This is a genomic window from Phytobacter sp. MRY16-398 (genome assembly GCF_003925915.1).
Taxonomy (GTDB): domain Bacteria; phylum Pseudomonadota; class Gammaproteobacteria; order Enterobacterales; family Enterobacteriaceae; genus Phytobacter; species Phytobacter diazotrophicus.
Window position 1 is genome coordinate 4,107,858 of sequence record NZ_AP018756.1, and the last position, 18,474, is coordinate 4,126,331.

At 55.8% G+C, this 18,474-nt stretch carries 16 protein-coding genes; 12 read left to right on the plus strand and 4 right to left on the minus strand.

Features of this window, described 5'->3' with window-relative positions; all coding sequences use genetic code 11:
- The first annotated feature begins 7 nt into the window (after positions 1-7).
- The 4 genes from MRY16398_RS20195 (at position 8) to MRY16398_RS20210 (ending at position 5,757) form a co-directional block, all read left to right on the plus strand.
- Positions 8-1,849: a beta-glucoside-specific PTS transporter subunit IIABC gene (locus MRY16398_RS20195; protein WP_039077214.1), complete on the plus strand. Its 1,842-nt coding sequence runs from the start codon at positions 8-10 to the stop codon at positions 1,847-1,849.
- Positions 1,850-1,860: 11 nt separating this feature from the next.
- On the plus strand, positions 1,861-3,333 hold the full coding sequence (locus MRY16398_RS20200; RefSeq protein WP_039077215.1) for a glycoside hydrolase family 1 protein: 1,473 nt from the start codon (positions 1,861-1,863) through the stop codon (positions 3,331-3,333).
- Between the two features lie 9 nt (positions 3,334-3,342).
- A complete protein-coding gene (locus tag MRY16398_RS20205) occupies positions 3,343-4,734 on the plus strand; it encodes a glycoside hydrolase family 1 protein (protein ID WP_039077216.1) in 1,392 nt (463 codons plus the stop codon).
- A gap of 63 nt (positions 4,735-4,797) precedes the next feature.
- On the plus strand, positions 4,798-5,757 hold the full coding sequence (locus MRY16398_RS20210) for an alpha/beta hydrolase (RefSeq protein WP_125125710.1): 960 nt from the start codon (positions 4,798-4,800) through the stop codon (positions 5,755-5,757).
- A 359-nt stretch (positions 5,758-6,116) separates the two neighbouring features.
- Here MRY16398_RS20210 and rhlE read toward each other — a convergent pair whose 3' ends face one another.
- A complete protein-coding gene (gene rhlE, locus MRY16398_RS20215; RefSeq protein WP_125125075.1) occupies positions 6,117-7,463 on the minus strand; it encodes an ATP-dependent RNA helicase RhlE in 1,347 nt (448 codons plus the stop codon).
- Positions 7,464-7,764: 301 nt separating this feature from the next.
- Here rhlE and cecR point away from each other — a divergent pair, with 301 nt between their 5' ends.
- From cecR to MRY16398_RS20240, 5 genes are read left to right on the plus strand one after another with little or no spacing between them, the layout of a single operon-like run.
- Positions 7,765-8,439, plus strand: coding sequence for a transcriptional regulator CecR (gene cecR / locus MRY16398_RS20220; protein ID WP_039077219.1), 675 nt, complete (start codon positions 7,765-7,767; stop codon positions 8,437-8,439).
- On the plus strand, positions 8,436-9,431 hold the full coding sequence (hlyD, locus tag MRY16398_RS20225; RefSeq protein ID WP_125125076.1) for a secretion protein HlyD: 996 nt from the start codon (positions 8,436-8,438) through the stop codon (positions 9,429-9,431). The genes cecR and hlyD overlap by 4 nt, the downstream gene beginning before the upstream one ends.
- Positions 9,424-11,160, plus strand: a complete 1,737-nt coding sequence (locus MRY16398_RS20230) for an ATP-binding cassette domain-containing protein (RefSeq protein ID WP_125125077.1) — start codon at positions 9,424-9,426, stop codon at positions 11,158-11,160. Before hlyD ends, MRY16398_RS20230 begins: the two co-directional genes overlap by 8 nt.
- On the plus strand, positions 11,153-12,283 hold the full coding sequence (locus MRY16398_RS20235; RefSeq protein WP_125125078.1) for an ABC transporter permease: 1,131 nt from the start codon (positions 11,153-11,155) through the stop codon (positions 12,281-12,283). The genes MRY16398_RS20230 and MRY16398_RS20235 overlap by 8 nt, the downstream gene beginning before the upstream one ends.
- Before the next feature lie 9 nt (positions 12,284-12,292).
- Entirely contained in the window at positions 12,293-13,399 is a 1,107-nt protein-coding gene (locus MRY16398_RS20240; protein WP_125125079.1) for an ABC transporter permease, read from the plus strand.
- An 18-nt stretch (positions 13,400-13,417) separates the two neighbouring features.
- On the opposite strand, the gene MRY16398_RS20245 is transcribed toward MRY16398_RS20240, so the two are convergent.
- Positions 13,418-13,816 carry a YbhQ family protein gene (locus tag MRY16398_RS20245; protein ID WP_039077224.1) on the minus strand — a complete coding sequence of 133 codons (399 nt, stop codon included), beginning with the start codon at positions 13,814-13,816 and terminating at the stop codon, positions 13,418-13,420.
- 132 nt (positions 13,817-13,948) lie between these two features.
- Here MRY16398_RS20245 and MRY16398_RS20250 point away from each other — a divergent pair, with 132 nt between their 5' ends.
- From MRY16398_RS20250 to MRY16398_RS20260, 3 genes are read left to right on the plus strand one after another with little or no spacing between them, the layout of a single operon-like run.
- Positions 13,949-14,710, plus strand: a complete 762-nt coding sequence (locus MRY16398_RS20250; protein ID WP_125125080.1) for an endonuclease/exonuclease/phosphatase family protein — start codon at positions 13,949-13,951, stop codon at positions 14,708-14,710.
- Positions 14,707-15,951, plus strand: coding sequence for a cardiolipin synthase ClsB (clsB, locus tag MRY16398_RS20255; protein WP_071195600.1), 1,245 nt, complete (start codon positions 14,707-14,709; stop codon positions 15,949-15,951). The genes MRY16398_RS20250 and clsB overlap by 4 nt, the downstream gene beginning before the upstream one ends.
- Complete coding sequence (locus MRY16398_RS20260; RefSeq protein ID WP_039077227.1) at positions 15,951-16,916, plus strand: lysylphosphatidylglycerol synthase domain-containing protein; 966 nt, start codon at positions 15,951-15,953, stop codon at positions 16,914-16,916. The genes clsB and MRY16398_RS20260 overlap by 1 nt, the downstream gene beginning before the upstream one ends.
- On the opposite strand, the gene MRY16398_RS20265 is transcribed toward MRY16398_RS20260, so the two are convergent.
- Both MRY16398_RS20265 and MRY16398_RS20270 read right to left on the minus strand, forming a co-directional pair.
- On the minus strand, positions 16,917-17,618 hold the full coding sequence (locus MRY16398_RS20265; protein WP_125125081.1) for a Bax inhibitor-1/YccA family protein: 702 nt from the start codon (positions 17,616-17,618) through the stop codon (positions 16,917-16,919).
- A gap of 95 nt (positions 17,619-17,713) precedes the next feature.
- Positions 17,714-18,421: a Bax inhibitor-1/YccA family protein gene (locus tag MRY16398_RS20270; RefSeq protein WP_039077229.1), complete on the minus strand. Its 708-nt coding sequence runs from the start codon at positions 18,419-18,421 to the stop codon at positions 17,714-17,716.
- Positions 18,422-18,474 lie beyond the last annotated feature (53 nt).

An 18,474-nucleotide genomic window follows, 5' to 3' on the forward strand; every position in this document is an offset into this window, starting at 1 on the left:
AATTTTTATGAATTATCAGGACACGGCTCGCCAAATCATCGACAGGATTGGCGGCAAAGAGAACGTACTCTCACTGTTTCACTGCATTACCCGCCTGCGTTTTCTGCTTAAGGATAACGACAAGGCTGACCGCGCCGCCCTCGAAGCTCTTGATGGCGTCATGGGTGTGAATATTTCCGGCGACCAGTTCCAGCTTATTATTGGTAACGACGTCGAACCCTTGTGCAAAGCCCTACTCGCAGTGCTCCCCGATCTCGACAATGCCGCTCGCCCCACCAAACGGCGTAACCCGGTTTCGGTGGTACTGGAAGGCCTGTCGAGTATTTTTTCGCCGATTATTCCGGCCATTGCCGGGGCCGGTATTCTGAAAGGTATGCTGGCGTTGATGGTGGCCATGCAATGGGTGGAAACCACTAACCAGACCTATCAAATCCTGCTGGCAATCAGTGACGGCGTTTTTTACTTCATGCCGTTAGCGCTCTCCTTTAGCGCAGCGAAGAAATTCGGTGCTAACCCCTACGTTGCGGTCGCACTTGCCGCCGTTCTCTTTCATCCGGCTATCCAGACATTGTTTAAAGCAGGCGCGCCGGTGAATTTTATCGGCTTACCGGTTCCCACCGTGAATTACGCCTCAACGGTGATCCCGATTCTGCTTGCCGTGTGGTTGCTTAGTCGTGTTGAGCGCCTCATTGACCGCTTTATGCCCGGCCCGCTGAAAACCATGTTTGTGCCGTTGCTGTGCCTGTTGATTGTCACACCCATTACCCTTATCGCCATCGGCCCGGTGGGGATTTATACCGGCAATGCCCTCTCTGGCGGCATTATCTGGCTGGTGGAGAATATGGGGATCGTGGCAGGCGTCGTGGTCGGCGGCACGCTGTCGCTGATCATCATTACCGGCATGCACTATGTGATCGTGCCGATCATGATCAATAACATCAGTACCATGGGCTTCGACCCTATCAAGATCCTCTTTTACATTGCCAACCTCGGGCAGGCCGGTGCCGCCTTCGGCGTCTTTTTGCGTGCTCGTGATAAAAAGCTCAAATCACTGGCGTTGACCACCAGCTTTAGCGCCATGATGGGGATTACCGAACCGGCGATGTACGGGGTCAACATCCGCTACAAACGGCCTTTTGCCGCAGCGTTAGCAGGCGGGGCTTGCGGCGGTGCCTTCGCCATGGCGATGGGAGTGAAAACCTACGCCTTCGCTTTAAGCGGCCTGCCTGGTCTTCCGGCGCTGGTGGGCCCAACCTTTTTGTGGGCGCTGGTCAGTATCGCCATCTCCTTTGTCTGTGCCGCCACCCTCACGGTGATTCTGGGGTTTGAAGAGGCAGCACAGCCGGTGGTCGCAGGCGTAAGCCCGATGCCCATCGCCCGCTCAGAAGAGAAGCTGTTTGCGCCAGTAAGCGGTGAGCTGAAAGCGCTTAACACCCTGAGCGACCCGGTCTTTGCCGACGAGATTTTCGGCAAAGGACTGGCAATTTATCCCACCACCGGTGAGTTACGTTCCCCTGTTAACGGCAAGGTGGCATCGGTCTTTGAAACTCACCACGCGCTGGCGCTGCAAAGCGATACCGGGGCGGAAATCCTGATTCATATCGGTATCGACACCGTCAAACTCGGCGGCAGGCACTTCACCAGCCATATCGAGGCCGGACAGTTTATCGAAGTGGGCGACCTGCTGGTCACCTTTGATCTTGACGCCTTACGGGCCGAAGGCATTGATCCGAGCGTCATCCTGGTGGTGACCAACAGCGAATGCTACGGCGATATCAGCCCGGTTAAAGCGAACGGCGATGTTGCCAGCCGCGACGAATTTCTGACACTGACCGCATCAGCGGCATGAGGAGCAAGCGCATGACATTTTCTAAATCATTTCCGGAAGGGTTTTTGTGGGGTGGCGCGACGGCGGCAAACCAGCTCGAAGGGGCGTGGAACGTCGACGGCAAGGGGCTGTCCGTGTCCGATGTCTATACCTTTGACATCAATACGCCCAAAGAGCGCTGGCTCGATCAATGGCTGGGAATGACCCACGCGCAGGTGCGTGAAGCGCAGGATCCGAACAGCACCAAATATTACCCGAAGCGCAAGGGCAATGACTTTTACCACCACTTCAAAGAGGATATCGCTCTCTTCGCCGGGATGGGCTTTAAATGCTTCCGCATGTCGATTGCCTGGACGCGTCTCTTCCCGCGTGGTGACGAAAGCGAGCCTAACGAAGCCGGGCTTAAGTTCTACGACGAGGTGTTTGACACCCTGCACTCTCACGGTATCGAACCGATTGTTTCCCTCTCCCATTACGAAATGCCGCTGGCGCTGGTGACCGATTACGGCGGCTGGCCGAACCGTCAGTTAGTGGATTTCTATGTGCGTTTCGCCACGACCTGCTTTACCCGGTATCGCAAAAAAGTGAAGTACTGGATGACCTTCAATGAGATTAACTGCGTGAAGCACCACCCGTACGTCAGCGTCGGGGTGATTGAAGAGGATAACCCGCACCTGGAGCAGGATAAATACCAGGGGGCGCATCACCAGTTCGTCGCCAGCGCCCTGGCGACTAAAGCCTGCCATGCGATCATTCCCGACTCGAAAGTCGGCTGCATGATCAGCTACCAGATGCTCTACCCCCACACCTGTCACCCGGACGATTTGCAGGCCTGCGAAGAGATGCAGCGCGTGTCGCTGTTCTTTAGCGATGTGCAGGCGCACGGTTACTACCCGGCTTATACCGACCGTATGCTGGCAGAGAAAGGCGTCACGCTGCAAAAAGTGGTGGGTGACGATGAGATCCTGCGTCAGCACCCGGTGGATTTCGTCTCGTTCAGTTATTACATGTCCAGCACCGTCAGCGCCCACCCGGAAAAACTGGAAGGGGCCGAGGGCAACCTGATCACCGGCGGTGTTCGTAACCCGCATCTGCCCACCAGCCAGTGGGGCTGGCAGATTGATCCGAAAGGGCTGCGCCTGGCGCTAAATCAGTTATATGACCGCTATCAGAAGCCGCTGTTTATTGCCGAAAACGGCCTTGGCGCAGTGGACACGGTGAATCCGGACGGCTCTATCGACGACGATTACCGCATTGAGTATCTGCGTCTGCATATCGAACAGATGCGCGAGGCGCTGGCCGATGGCGTGGATCTGTTTGGTTATACCTGGTGGGGGCCAATCGACGTGGTGAGCGCGGGCACCGCGCAAATTTCCAAACGCTACGGGTTTATCTATGTCGATCAGGATGACATGGGTAACGGCACCCAGAAGCGTTCCCTGAAAAAGAGCTACCACTGGTACAAAAAAGTGATCGCCTCCAATGGCGAAGATTTGGCGGATTAAGGAGTGGATATGTCTGTTTTCCCGAACGATTTTTTATGGGGCGGTGCCATTGCCGCCAACCAGGCAGAAGGGGCATGGAATGTGGACGGCAAAGGGCCGTCTATCTCCGATGTGGTACGCGGCGGTATCGCCTCCGGCAAACACGATGCGGTTATCGACCCGCATAAATACTACGCCAGCCATGAAGCCATCGACTTCTATCACCATTACAAAGAAGACGTGGCGCTGTTCGCTGAGATGGGCTTTACCTGTTTTCGCACCTCTATCGCCTGGACGCGCATCTTCCCGCGTGGCGATGAAACCTCGCCTAACGAGGCCGGGCTGAAATTTTATGATGACCTGTTTGATGAGCTGCTGAAATACGGTATTCAGCCGGTGATTACGCTCTCCCACTACGAAACACCGCTGGCGCTGTATCAGGAGTATGGCGGCTGGAAGAACCGCAAACTGGTGAATTTCTTCACCCGCTACTGTGAGGTGGTGTTCAGGCGTTATCGCGAGAAGGTCAAATACTGGATGACCTTTAACGAACTGAACAATATGAACCGGATGCCCTTTGCGACAGGAGCGGTTGACCCCAACTCCACGGCGCAGGAGCTATATCAGGCAAACCATCATCAGTTTGTCGCCAACGCGCTGGCCAACAAGCTGTGTCATGAGATTATCCCGGACGCGAAGATAGGTTGCATGCTGTCGCTGAGCACGGTCTACCCGGCCACCTGCAACCCGGAAGATATTTTCTCGACCATGCAGTTGCGCCGCCGTTCACTCTTCTACTCTGATGTGATGATGCTGGGTGAATATCCGGCCTGGACACCACGCCTGTTTCGCGAGCAGAACATTGAGCTGGTCATGGAGGATGGCGATCTCGACCTTATCGCCCGTTACCCGTCCGATTACCTGGGCTTTAGTTATTATCGCAGCGTGCTGCATCAGGCAGGCGGTGAGTTTCGCGTCGACACCGGCGGTACTGTCGGTCAGGACAATCCGTATCTCGAAAAAACCGCCTGGGGCTGGCCAATTGACGCCAAAGGTTTCCGTATCGTCTGCAATGAACTGGCGGACCGCTATCGTAAGCCGCTGTTTGTCGTCGAAAACGGCTATGGCGGGGTGGATGAGCCAGATGAAAACGGTGTCATCAACGATACCGCGCGTATTGATTATGGTCGCCAGCATATCCGTGAAATGGGCGAGGCCATTGCCGATGGCTGCGACATCATGGGTTACACCTGGTGGGGACCGATTGATATCGTCAGCGCCGGGACCGGCGAGATGAAAAAACGCTACGGTTTTATCTATGTCGATAAGGACAACGACGGCAACGGTACGCTAAAACGCAGTAAAAAGCGCAGCTTTGACTGGTATAAGCAGGTTATCGCCAGCAACGGCGAAACACTGTAAGGTAATGACGGAGCGGGAGATTTCCCGCTCTGCAAATATTACCGAGACAGACAAGGCTACATGATGAACACATGGAATTTGGTCGATCCTGAATTACGCCCGGCACTGGCGGATAGCCGCCCCCTCTCCCTGACACAAGACGCTCTCGTTGCCCTTCGCCAACAACGCCAGCAGGCAGCGCTGGCTAACGTGCAAAGTTTCCGGGACATTGGGTTATCGGTGGAAGAACATCTTATCTCCTCACCCGCACATCCTGCCGTCAGAGTCTGTGTCATTACCCCCGCAACGCCGGGGCAGAACCGAATGGGCATTTTGCATATTCACGGCGGCGGTCATCTTTTCGGTAGCCCGGAGCAGTCACTGTCGCTGACCAGCGCCACCGCGTTGCAACACGACTGCGTGATTGTCTCTGTCGATTATCGTCTGGCACCCGAAACGGTCTTTCCGGGATCGCTGGAGGATTGTTACGCCGCGCTGGTGTGGATGAACGAGCAGGCCACCGCACTCGGTATCCATTCTGACCATATTGGGCTGATGGGCGACAGCGCAGGGGCCGGACTTGCGGCCTCGCTGGCGCTGCTGGCCCGCGATCGCAATGGCCCACGTATTGCCTTTCAGAACCTGATGTTTCCGATGCTCGATGATCGTACGGTGACGGAAGAAAACCCGAATCCGGTGACCGGTGAGTTTGTCTGGACGCATGAATATAACCGTTTTGGCTGGCGATCGCTGTTGGGCTGCGAGCCGGGCTCGGAGGGGGTGTCGGCTTATGCTGCGCCGGGACGAGCAACGGACCTGACTAATTTGCCACCTACCTGGCTCGGCGTGGGCACGCTGGATCTGTTTCTTGATGAGAATCTTCGCTTTGCGCAGGCGTTAATCCGTGCAGGCGTGGCGGTAGAAATGAATGTGTGGCCTGGGGCGTATCACGGCTTTAACTCTGATCCGCAGGCGCGCGTGGCCCAGCGGGCGCGGGAACAACGTCAGGCATGGATTGCACAATTCAGGCCGACGGCGGTATAAGCTTTTCCTTTTCCCCCTCACCCCTACCCTCTCCCTCCAGGGAGAGGGAGAAAAACAGAGCTGAATTCAGCTCGATCGACCCTCTCATCCCTCCAGGAAGAGGGAGAAAAACAGAGCCGTACTCTGCTCAATCGGCCCCCTCTCCCTCCAGGGAGAGGGAGAAAAACAGAGCTGAATTCAGCTCGACCGACCCTCTCATCCCTCCAGGAAGAGGGAGAAAAACAGAGCCGAACTCAGCTCGATCGGCCCCCTCTCCCTCCAGGGAGAGGGCTGGGGTGAGGGGGAACATACAGCCCCTTACTCAACCCCAAAAACAAAAAGCCCTGCACGCGGGCAGGGCTTCTTAATCACATCAGGCGTCAGGCGCTCGCCGCGGGTTTACGCGGGCGACGACGGCGCGGTTTCTCACCCGCCGGTTTACTTCCTTCCTGAGTACGTGGCGCTTTCGGCGCGCCACCGTCGTTACGGCGTGGCTGCTGTTGTCCGCGACCACCGCCACCGCCCTGACCACGACCACCACGGCCCTGGCTCTGACGACCATTCACAATCGGCTCGGCCTTGATAGACGGATCGGGCTCGTAACCCGGCAGAGCGATACGTGGGATCTCTTTTTTCAGCAGGCGTTCGATGTCACGCAGCAGTTTATGTTCATCGACGCAGACCAGCGACAGCGCTTCACCGGTTGCCGCAGCACGACCGGTACGGCCAATACGGTGTACATAATCTTCCGGCACGTTCGGCAGCTCGTAGTTCACTACGTGCGGCAGCTCTTCGATATCCAGACCACGGGCCGCAATGTCGGTTGCAACCAGTACGCGGATATCACCCGATTTAAAGTCTGCCAGCGCACGGGTACGCGCGCCCTGACTTTTGTTACCGTGGATAGCCGCGCTGCGAATACCGTCTTTATTCAGTTGTTCAGCCAGATGGTTGGCACCGTGTTTGGTGCGGGTGAAGACCAGCACCTGCTGCCAGTTGCCTTCGCCAATCATCTGGGAGAGCAGCTCGCGCTTACGTTTTTTGTCGACCATGTGAACGTGCTGCGTTACCTGCTCAGAGGCGGTGTTGCGGCGCGCTACTTCGATTTCCAGCGGGTTGCGCAACAGCTTTTCGGCCAGACCTTTGATGTCATCCGAGAAGGTCGCGGAAAACAGCAGATTCTGACGACGCGCAGGCAGTTTAGCCAGCACGCGGCGGATATCGTGGATAAAGCCCATGTCCAGCATACGGTCAGCTTCGTCCAGCACCAGGATCTCCACGCTGTCCAGTTTGACGGCGTTCTGGTGTTCCAGATCCAGCAGACGACCCGGCGTGGCGACGAGGATATCGACACCGCTACGCAGCTTCATCATTTGCGGGTTAATGCTCACGCCGCCGAAAACCACCAGCGAGCGCAGGTTCAGATATTTGCTGTAATCACGTACGTTTTCGCCGATTTGCGCGGCAAGTTCGCGCGTTGGCGTCAGGATCAGCGCACGCACCGGGCGACGGCCTTTCGCATGCGGCTCTTTTTGTACCAGACGTTGCAGCAGCGGCAGCGTAAAGCCCGCGGTTTTGCCAGTACCCGTCTGGGCGCTAGCCATCAGGTCGCGGCCTTCCAGCACCGCTGGGATCGCCTGTTGCTGAATAGGGGTTGGCTCACGGTAGCCCTGCTCGTCAACAGCACGCAGAATTTCCGGGTTCAGGCCAAGGGAATCAAAAGACATAACAACTCCGCACCGCCCCGACCATAACAGGTGTAGTTTTCGAGGAGATAATAATATGACAGATGACAAAAACCACAATGTCATGAAGGGGCGGAGTGTAACAGCTTTTGTGACACAGCGCATAAAATATCGCTCTGCTAATCATTGAAGAAATATTTCTCCGATTTTCCCAACCCGTATGGCCCGGGGCCTGGGGAACGGCACGCTATTTTCAGCGGTAAGAGAGTGATAACACCCGACTGGACACGGTGAAAAAATAGCCATAAAGTTAATCAATCGATTGATTAACTTTATTCCACCGATGAATATGAACTCGACGACCAGTAAAGGTGAGCAGGCCAGAAACCAGTTGATTGCCGCTGCCCTCGCACAGTTCGGCGAATATGGGTTGCATGCCACCACGCGCGATATCGCTGCGCTGGCCGGGCAGAATATTGCCGCGATCCCCTACTACTTCGGTTCAAAAGAGGATCTCTATCTCGCCTGCGCCCAGTGGATCGCCGATTTTATTGGCGCAAATTTTCGCCCCCACGCCGAAGCCGCCGAAATCCTGTTTACCCAGGCGGAACCCGATAAAGAGGCGATACGTGAACTGATTCATCGGGCCTGCAAGAACATGATTATGCTGCTCACCCACGATGACACGCTGAATCTGAGTAAATTTATCTCGCGCGAACAGCTCTCCCCTACCCGCGCCTACCAGTTAGTTCATGACCAGGTGATCGCCCCGTTGCACAGCCATCTTACCCGGCTGATTGCGGCTTACACCGGCAGAGAAGCCAATGATACGCAAACCATTTTGCACACCCATGCGCTGATCGGCGAGATCCTCGCCTTCCGCCTGGGTCGGGAAACCATTTTACTGCGCACCGGATGGGCGCAATTCGACGATGAGAAAGCCGACCTGATTTGCCAGGTCATCACGTGCCATATCGATCTTATCCTTCAGGGATTAACAAGGAGTTCCGGGTTATGAAAAAGCCTGTCGTCATCGTGTTGATTGTCGTTATCTTACTCGCCGCGCTTGGCGGGGGCTGGATGTGGTATCAAAGCCGACAGGCAGCCACCCTCACGCTCTACGGGAATGTGGATATCCGCACCGTGAACCTCAGTTTCCGGGTCGGCGGACGTCTCGCTTCACTTGCGGTGGATGAGGGGGATGCGATAACCGCCGGGCAGAAGCTTGGCGAAATCGACAAAGCCCCTTACGAGAATGCCCTTATGCAGGCACAAGCCAATGTCTCGACGGCGAAGGCAAAATACGATCTGGTCACCGCGGGCTATCGCGATGAAGAGATTGCCCAGGCGGCGGCGGCGGTCAATCAGGCGCAGGCGGCCTACGATTACGCGCAAAACTTTTATCAGCGCCAGCAGGGGCTATGGAAAAGCCGGACCATTTCCGCCAACGACCTGGAAAATGCGCGTTCTTCCCGCGACCAGGCGCAAGCCACACTGAAATCGGCAAAAGATAAACTCAGCCAGTACCGTACTGGTAATCGCCCGCAGGAGATAGCCCAGGCCAAAGCCAGCCTCGAGCAGGCACAGGCGCAACTGGCGCAATCACAACTGGATTTGCAGGATACCCAACTGGTGTCGCCTTCTAATGGCACTCTGCTCACCCGCGCCGTGGAGCCGGGTAGTATGTTAAATGCCGGGAGTACCGTTCTGACGCTCTCCCTGACCCGCCCGGTTTGGGTTCGCGCCTACATCAGTGAAGCCAATTTACATCAGGCCCAGCCCGGCCAGACGGTATTGTTGTACGTAGATGGCCGCCCCAATAAGCCTTACCACGGCAAAATTGGCTTTGTTTCCCCGACGGCTGAATTCACCCCGAAAACCGTGGAAACGCCGGACTTGCGTACCGATTTAGTCTACCGGCTGCGCATTATCGTCACCGACGCCGATGACGCTCTGCGCCAGGGGATGCCGGTTACCGTGAGCTTCGATAATGGAGCACGGAATGAGTGAGGCAACCATCCGTCTGAACGGCCTGGTCAAGCGCTTCGCCGGGATGGAGAAACCCGCCGTCGCCCGTCTGGACTGCACCGTGAAAGCCGGATACGTCACGGGGCTGGTTGGCCCGGATGGCGCGGGGAAAACCACGCTGATGCGCATGCTCGCCGGACTGATGAAACCCGATGAAGGCAGCGCGGAGGTTATTGGCCTGGATCCCATCGCCAACAACAGCGAACTGCATGCCTCGCTCGGTTACATGCCGCAAAAATTCGGCCTGTATGAAGATCTCACGGTAATAGAAAACCTCAACCTGTACGCCGATCTGCGCAGCGTCACCGGGGAACAGCGCCAGGAGACCTTTGCCCGACTGCTTGAATTCACCGCCCTCGCCCCCTTTACCGGGCGGCTGGCGGGCAAGTTGTCCGGCGGCATGAAACAGAAACTGGGGCTTGCCTGCACCCTGGTCGGGCAACCGAAAGTGCTGTTGCTGGACGAACCCGGTGTCGGCGTGGACCCGATATCACGCCGTGAACTGTGGCAGATGGTGCATACCCTCGCCGGGGACGGCATGCTGATTTTATGGAGCACCTCTTATCTGGATGAGGCCGAGCAGTGCCGCGATGTGCTGCTGATGAACGAAGGGGAATTGCTTTATCAGGGCGAACCGCGCGCGCTGACGCAAACCATGGCCGGGCGCAGTTTTCTCGCCAGCAGCCCGCAGGAAAACAACCGCCAGTTATTGCAACGCCTGCTGAAACTGCCGCAGGTCAGCGACGGGATGATTCAGGGACGTTCGGTGCGGGTGATTCTGGCGAAAGACTCAACGGTGGACGCACTGCGCAGCGCATCGTCACTGACCCGGTTAGACATCGAAGAGACCGCGCCGCGCTTTGAAGACGCGTTTATCGACCTGTTGGGCGGTGCCGCGTTCACCCAGTCGCCGCTGGGGGCCATTCTGCATACCGTGGAAGGTACGCCGGATGAGACAGTGATCCAAGCCCGGCAACTGAAGAAAAAATTTGGCGATTTCGCCGCCACCGACCACGTCGATTTTGCCGTCAAGCGCGGCGAGATTTTCGGCCTGCTCGGGCCGAATGGCGCGGGGAAATCCACCACCTTCAAGATGATGTGCGGGTTGCTGGTCCCCACCTCCGGCAAAGCGCTGGTACTGAATATGGATTTAAAAACCAGCTCCGGCCAGGCACGCCAGCATCTTGGCTATATGGCGCAAAAATTCTCCCTTTACGGCAACCTGACGGTGGCGCAAAACCTGCGCTTTTTCTCCGGCGTCTACGGCCTGCGGGGACGGGCGCAGCAGGATAAAATCACACGGATGGTGGACGCGTTTGGCCTTAAGGCGATAGCCAATCAGGCAACCGACGCCCTGCCGCTGGGCTTTAAGCAACGCCTGGCGCTGGCCTGCGCGCTGATGCATGAGCCGGACATTCTGTTCCTCGATGAGCCGACATCCGGCGTCGACCCGCTGACCCGCCGCGAGTTCTGGCTGCACATTAACAGCATGGTGGAGAAAGGGGTCACGGTCATGGTTACCACCCACTTTATGGATGAAGCCGAATATTGCGACCGCATCGGGCTGGTCTATCGCGGTAAACTTATCGCCAGCGGCACGCCGGATGCCCTGAAAGCGCAAACGGCCGATGCAGAGCACACCGACCCGACGATGGAGCATGCCTTTATTACGCTGATCCATAACTGGGATAAGGAGCATCACGATGCATAGCCCTCTCTCCCTGCGTCGCGTGCGCGCGCTCTGCGTCAAAGAGACGCGCCAGATTGTGCGCGATCCCAGTAGCTGGCTGATTGCGGTGGTGATCCCGTTAATGCTGCTGTTTATTTTCGGCTACGGCATAAACCTGGACTCCAGCAAGCTGCGCGTGGGTATTTTACTGGAGCAGCACAGCGAAGAGGCGCTGGACTTCACCCATACGATGACCGGCTCTCCGTGGTTTGACGCGACGGTCAGCGATAATCGCCAGCAACTCATTCAGATGATGCAGGCCGGGCGCATTCGCGGGCTGGTGGTCATTCCGGTGAATTTTGCCGAACAGATGGCGCGCCCCGGTGAAGATGCCCCGCTACAAGTGATCACCGATGGCAGCGAACCCAATACCGCCAACTTCGTTCAGGGCTATGTACAGGGGATCTGGCAGGTCTGGCAACAACAGCGGGCCGACGATCGCGGCGAAAGTTTCGAACCGCTGATTGACGTGCAGATGCGCTACTGGTTTAACCCCGCCGCCATCAGCCAGCATTTTATTATCCCCGGCGCGGTCACCATCATCATGACAGTGATCGGCGCGATCCTCACCTCGCTGGTGGTGGCGCGCGAATGGGAGCGTGGCACCATGGAGGCGCTGCTCTCTACCGAAGTTACCCGTACTGAACTTCTGCTCTGCAAGCTTATCCCCTACTACTTCCTCGGAATGCTGGCCATGTTGCTGTGTATGCTGGTGTCGGTATTTATTCTCGGGGTGCCGTATCGCGGTTCGCTGGTGATCCTGTTTTTCATCACCAGCCTATTTCTGCTCAGCACTTTGGGGATGGGGTTACTGATTTCGACCATTACGCGCAATCAGTTCAATGCCGCGCAGGTGGCGCTTAACGCCGCCTTTTTGCCGTCGATTATGTTGTCCGGGTTTATCTTCCAGATTGACAGTATGCCTGCGGTGATCCGGGCGGTGACCTACATTATTCCGGCGCGCTACTTCGTCAGTACCCTGCAAAGCCTGTTTCTGGCAGGCAATATCCCGGTGGTACTGGTCATCAACGTGCTGTTTCTGTTGGCTTCGGCAATCATGTTTATTGGCCTGACGTGGGTGAAAACCAAACGGCGGCTGGATTAGGGAGGCACCATGTTTCATCGCTTATGGACACTGATTCGCAAAGAGTTGCAGTCGCTGCTGCGCGAACCGCAGACCCGCGCCATTTTGATTCTGCCGGTTGTCATCCAGGTGTTGCTGTTCCCGTTTGCCGCGACGCTGGAGGTCACTAACGCCACCATTGCCATCTATAACGAAGATAACGGCAAACATGCGGTAGAGCTGACCCAGCGCTTTGCCAGGGCAAAAGCCTTCACCCATGTGCTGATGCTGAAAAGCCCGCAAGAGATTCTCCCGACAATCGACGAGCAAAAAGCGCTGCTGCTGGTGCGTTTTCCGGCTGATTTTTCCCGCAAGCTGGATACCTTCACCCAGGCACCGCTACAGCTAATTCTCGACGGACGAAACTCTAACAGCGCGCAGATTGCCGCCAATTACCTGCAAGAGATCGTTAAAGAGTATCAACAGGAGCTGATAGAGGGGAAAACGAAACCGAACAACAGCGAACTGGTGATCCGCAACTGGTACAACCCAAACCTCGATTACAAATGGTTCGTGGTGCCATCGCTTATCGCCATGATCACCACCATTGGCGTGATGATCGTTACCTCACTCTCGGTTGCTCGCGAACGGGAACAGGGTACGCTGGATCAACTGCTGGTCTCACCGCTAGCGACCTGGCAAATTTTTGTCGGCAAAGCGGTACCTGCGCTGGTGGTGGCGACGTTCCAGGCTACCATCGTGCTGCTCGCCGGGATCCTTGCCTATAACATCCCCTTTGCCGGATCGCTACTGCTGTTCTATTTCACGATGCTGATTTACGGCTTGTCGCTGGTAGGGTTTGGCCTGCTGATCTCGTCCCTGTGCTCAACACAGCAGCAGGCGTTTATTGGGGTGTTTGTCTTTATGATGCCCGCTATTCTGCTTTCGGGATATGTGTCGCCGGTCGAGAATATGCCGGTCTGGCTGCAGGATCTGACATGGATTAACCCTATCCGCCATTTTACGGACATTACCAAGCAGATCTATTTAAAGGATGCGAGCTTCGCGATTGTCTGGCAAAGCGTGTGGCCGCTACTGGTGATAACGGCCACCACGGGTTCAGCGGCCTATGCGATGTTCCGACGTAAGGTGATGTAACCTTACGCCGCTCGCACCTTAAACTTTGAAGGATTTGGACGGGATACGCTTCTCTTTTGCCAGCAGGGAGACCACCGCTGGGCCTGCGAGGATAACCAGCCCGACCAGGGCCAGCAGCAGGTTGTTTTGCATGACGCGTGACAGCAGCCACAGCACGATCATGGCAACACCGAAATACCAGGTGGTGGTCAACTCTTCCAGCACATCGCCAATGCCGCGCCAGCGCTCTTCGTGGTGGCGCTGCAAAAACAGCATCAACAGCACCGTTACGCTATAAAGGACGCACAGACCCAGGCCGACCCGCACCAGCGCGCCGCTCATCCAGGCTGTTACTAACACCGCCACAACCAGCATATGCAACATAATCTGCCAGCAACTCAGACCGGTTGCGACACGAACACGTTGTTGCCACTTCATGGCATCTCTCCTGACGAATTTTTCTCTTAACAAAGAGTACTGATATTTACAGAAAATTCCGTAACCCCGCATCTTTTTGTGACAGAGACTACAATTTATTTTCATCAGGATAGTGAGGCTGGCAGGAGAATTATGACCCAACAAACTCGTCAATTTTCATTGAAAGTACTCACCATAAATACCCATAAAGGCTTTACTGCCTTTAACCGGCGTTTCATTTTGCCGGAACTTCGCGACGCGGTGCGCACCGTCAGCGCCGATATTGTTTGCCTGCAAGAAGTGATGGGCGCGCATGAGGTTCATCCGCTGCATGTGGAGAACTGGCCGGATACCACCCACTACGAATTTCTTGCTGATGCTATGTGGAGCGATTACGCCTACGGGCGTAATGCTGTCTACCCTGAAGGCCACCACGGTAACGCCGTGCTTTCCCGTTTTCCTATCGAACACTATGAGAACCGCGACGTGTCCGTGGACGGCAGTGAAAAACGCGGCCTGCTCTATTGTCGTATCGTGCCGCCTGATATTGAGCGGCCGGTGCATGTGATTTGTGTGCATCTGGGCTTACGTGAAGCCCATCGCCAGGCACAGCTCATGATGCTGGCGGAATGGGTAAATTCGCTGCCGGAAAATGAACCAGTGGTGGTGGCTGGCGACTTTAACGACTGGCGGCAGCGGGCGAACCATCCGTTAAAAGTCCAGGCCGGGCTGGAAGAGATCTTTACCCGCGCCCATGGCCGCCCTGCCCGCACCTTTCCGGTCAGCCTGCCGCTGTTACGTCTGGACCGTATCTATGTCAAAAATGCTGGCGTCAGCTCGCCCACAGCACTGCCGCTGCGCAACTGGCGCCATTTATCCGACCATGCCCCTCTGAGTGCGGAGATCCACCTATGAAATGCACATGGAAAGAGGGTAATCGTATTGAGCTTCTCGAAAATGGCGAAAACTTTTACCCGGCGGTGTATTCCGCTATTGAGCAGGCACAGCAGAAAGTTATCCTCGAAACCTTTATCTGGTTTGAAGATGAAGTAGGACGTGAGTTGCATGCTGTTTTACTCAAAGCGGCCCGTCGCGGCGTGAATATCGAAGTGTTGCTCGACGGCTATGGTTCGCCGGATCTCAGCGATGAATTCGTCAATACGCTCACCTCTGCTGGCGTCGTCTTCCGCTACTACGATCCCCGTCCACGTCTGTTCGGTTTGCGGACCAACGTCTTTCGCCGCATGCACCGTAAAATCGTGGTGATCGATAACACGGTGGCATTTGTCGGCGGCATTAATTATTCCGCTGAACATGTCACCAGCTACGGCCCCGAAGCCAAGCAGGACTATGCCGTGCGGGTTGAAGGCCCGGTGGTGGCCGACATTTTGCAATTTGAAGTGGAAAATCTGCCTGAAAACGCGCCGGTCAGACGCTGGTGGCAACGACGTCGCCACCAGGCGGAGGATAACCGCACGCCCGGTGAAGCTCAGGCGCTGTTTGTCTGGCGCGACAATGACGATCACCGTGATGACATTGAACGCCACTACCTCAAAATGCTCGCCAATGCGAAGCGCGAAGTGATTATCGCCAATGCCTATTTCTTTCCCGGCTACCGCCTGCTGCATGCAATGAAAAACGCGGCCCGCCGGGGCGTACGAGTGAAGCTCATCGTACAAGGCGAGCCGGATATGCCAATCGTCAAAGTCGGCGCCGAGCTGCTCTATAACTATCTTTTGAAAGGGGGCGTTCAGGTCTACGAATATCGCCGTCGCCCACTGCATGGCAAGGTGGCGTTAATGGACGATCACTGGGCAACCGTCGGGTCGAGCAACCTTGACCCGTTAAGTCTGTCGCTAAATCTTGAAGCCAATCTGATCATTCACGATCGGGAATTCAACCAGACGTTGCGCGACAACCTCAACGCGATTATCGCCAAAGACTGCCTGCGAGTGGACGAATCGATGGCACCCAAGCGGACCTGGTGGAATCTCGCCAAGAGCGTGGTGGTGTTCCACTTCCTGCGCCATTTTCCTGCACTCGTTGGCTGGCTGCCCGCACATACGCCAAGGCTGGCCCAAGTGAAGCCCCCCATCCAGCCGGAAATAGAGACTCAGGATCGCGTCGCTTCTGAAAATTCCGGAGGGAAATCCTGATGGCGAAATCACATCCACGCTGGCGACTGGCAAAAAAAGTTCTCACCTGGCTCTTTTTTATCGCCGTTGCCGTCCTGTTAGTGCTGTATGCCCAGAAGGTCAACTGGGATGATGTCTGGAAGGTTATTCACGACTATAACCGCATCGTGCTGTTGGGTGCCGCCGCGCTGGTCGTGGTCAGTTATTTGATTTATGGCTGCTACGACCTGCTGGGTCGCGCCTATTGCGGACATAAACTGGCTAAACGCCAGGTAATGCTGGTGTCGTTTATCTGCTATGCCTTTAACCTGACGCTCAGCACCTGGGTGGGCGGGATCGGCATGCGTTATCGTCTCTATTCCCGCCTTGGATTACCCAGCAGCACCATCACGCGGATTTTCTCGCTCAGCATCACCACCAACTGGCTGGGGTATATTTTACTCGGCGGCATCATCTTTACCTTCGGCGTGGTGGATATCCCGGCGCACTGGTATATCTCCGACACCACACTGCGCATTATTGGCGTGGTGTTGCTGCTCTTTATCGCCTTCTATCTGTGGGCCTGCGGCTTTGCGAAACGTCGCCATTTCACGATTAGAGGACAGAAGTTAGTGATTCCCTCGTGGAAATTTGCCCTTGCCCAGATGGCCATTTCCAGCGCCAACTGGATAGCTATGGGGGTGATTATCTGGCTACTGATGGGGCACCAGGCCAACTTCTTCTTTGTGCTGGGCGTGTTGCTGGTCAGCAGTATCGCCGGCGTGATTGTCCATATCCCGGCGGGGATTGGCGTGCTGGAAGCCGTCTTTCTGGCACTGCTGGCCGGGGAACATATGTCACAAGGGGTTATCATCGCAGCCCTGCTGGCCTACCGCGTACTCTATTATTTTATCCCGCTACTGCTGGCGCTGATTGCCTATCTGATACTGGAAGGTCGGGCGAAGAAACTGCGTGCGAAAAATGAAAAGGCGATGGCAAAAGGTTGATTAGCGGGAGCGTATGCCATCAATCACATAGCTTGCCAGACGTAGCAGTTCAAACACGAGACTGGCAATATTCAGCCAGACCCGCAATGCGCCATGGATGGCGCAGGCCTGTACCGTGGTAAATTGTTTCATATAGAGTTCACGGGCGGATATCTGAATCCGTGAACTGCTGCCCGCCGTCGTTAATCCAAACAGCAATACCATCACCAGGCAGCCAATCCACTCCAATGGGCCATTGTGCAGCCTGATATTAACCAGCGCCGTCAGGCTAAGTCCCACCAGCAACATCAACAAATAATAGCCACCGCCGCTGATATTGCTGCCCGCATAATGGGCGATAACCGCGCTGATGGCGAACATCGCGCCAGTTACGCCCAGCGCTAAGGCGATTCCCGCCCAAGAGAAGATGCAGGCGAAAAGTAGCCCGGTCAGCAGGTTCATCAAGATGAGCCAGAACAGCGCCAGCGGCGTACTAAAGCGCTCAAAGAGGCAGTAAAGGAGAAGACCGCTGATAAATAAGGCGGCAATCATCACAAGGATGGCAGGGCCGGGAATAAACCACGCCCGAATAACGGGAAGATGCAGCGCCAGCCAGGCAACACCGATACCCAGCACCATGCCCCCAGCCAGCCACAGGCAGATATTAACGATAAGTTCCGTGGGTTTAATGTGCGGCGGCGAAAGCCAACCAAAAGGTTTCATCTCTTCTCCCTGAGGTGAACAAGCCGCACCCGGACATAACCGGGTGCGGCTTATGCTTTTCACTGGCTATCTGACGTCCCCAAGCCGGGATAACATTAACGACGGTTGCCGAAGATACGCAACAGCATCAGGAACAGGTTGATAAAGTCGAGATAGAGCGTTAACGCCCCTAAAATCGAATATTTCCGCAGATGCGCTTTATCATTCACATCAAGCTGTGTGCCAATGTCTTTGAGTTTCTGGGTGTCATACGCGGTCAGCCCGACAAAAATAACCACCCCGATATAGGTCACCGCCCACATCAGCGTTTCACTTTTCAGCCAGAAGTTAACCAGGGAAGCCAGAAGGATACCGATTAGCCCCATAAACAGCATACTGCCAAGACCGCTCAGGTCGCGTTTGGTGGTATAGCCGTAGAGGCTCATCGCGCCGAACATCCCGGCGGTAACGACAAAGGTCGCCGCAATAGACTCCGCGGTGTAGGCATACAGGATGCCCGAAAGCGTCAGCCCGGTCAGGGCGGAATAGAGCATAAACAGCGTGGTCGCCATGCCCGCGCTGAGTTTGTGGATCAGGCCGGAGAGCACAAAAACCAGCGCCAGTTGCGCAATAATCAGCCCGAAGAAGACCACCCGGCTGGAGTAGATAGCCATTAATACGGCTTCATTAAATACCGTATACCAGGCGATAAAAGCCGTCAGCAGTAGCCCACAGGTCATCCAACCATAGACCTGCGCCATATAGGTTTGCAAACCGGCACGGGCGGGTGAAACGATAGAATCGGAACGCGGGAATCTGTCCATAATGACTCCTCAAAAAGTGGATACCCATCTTCAAGATTAACACAATCCCGACA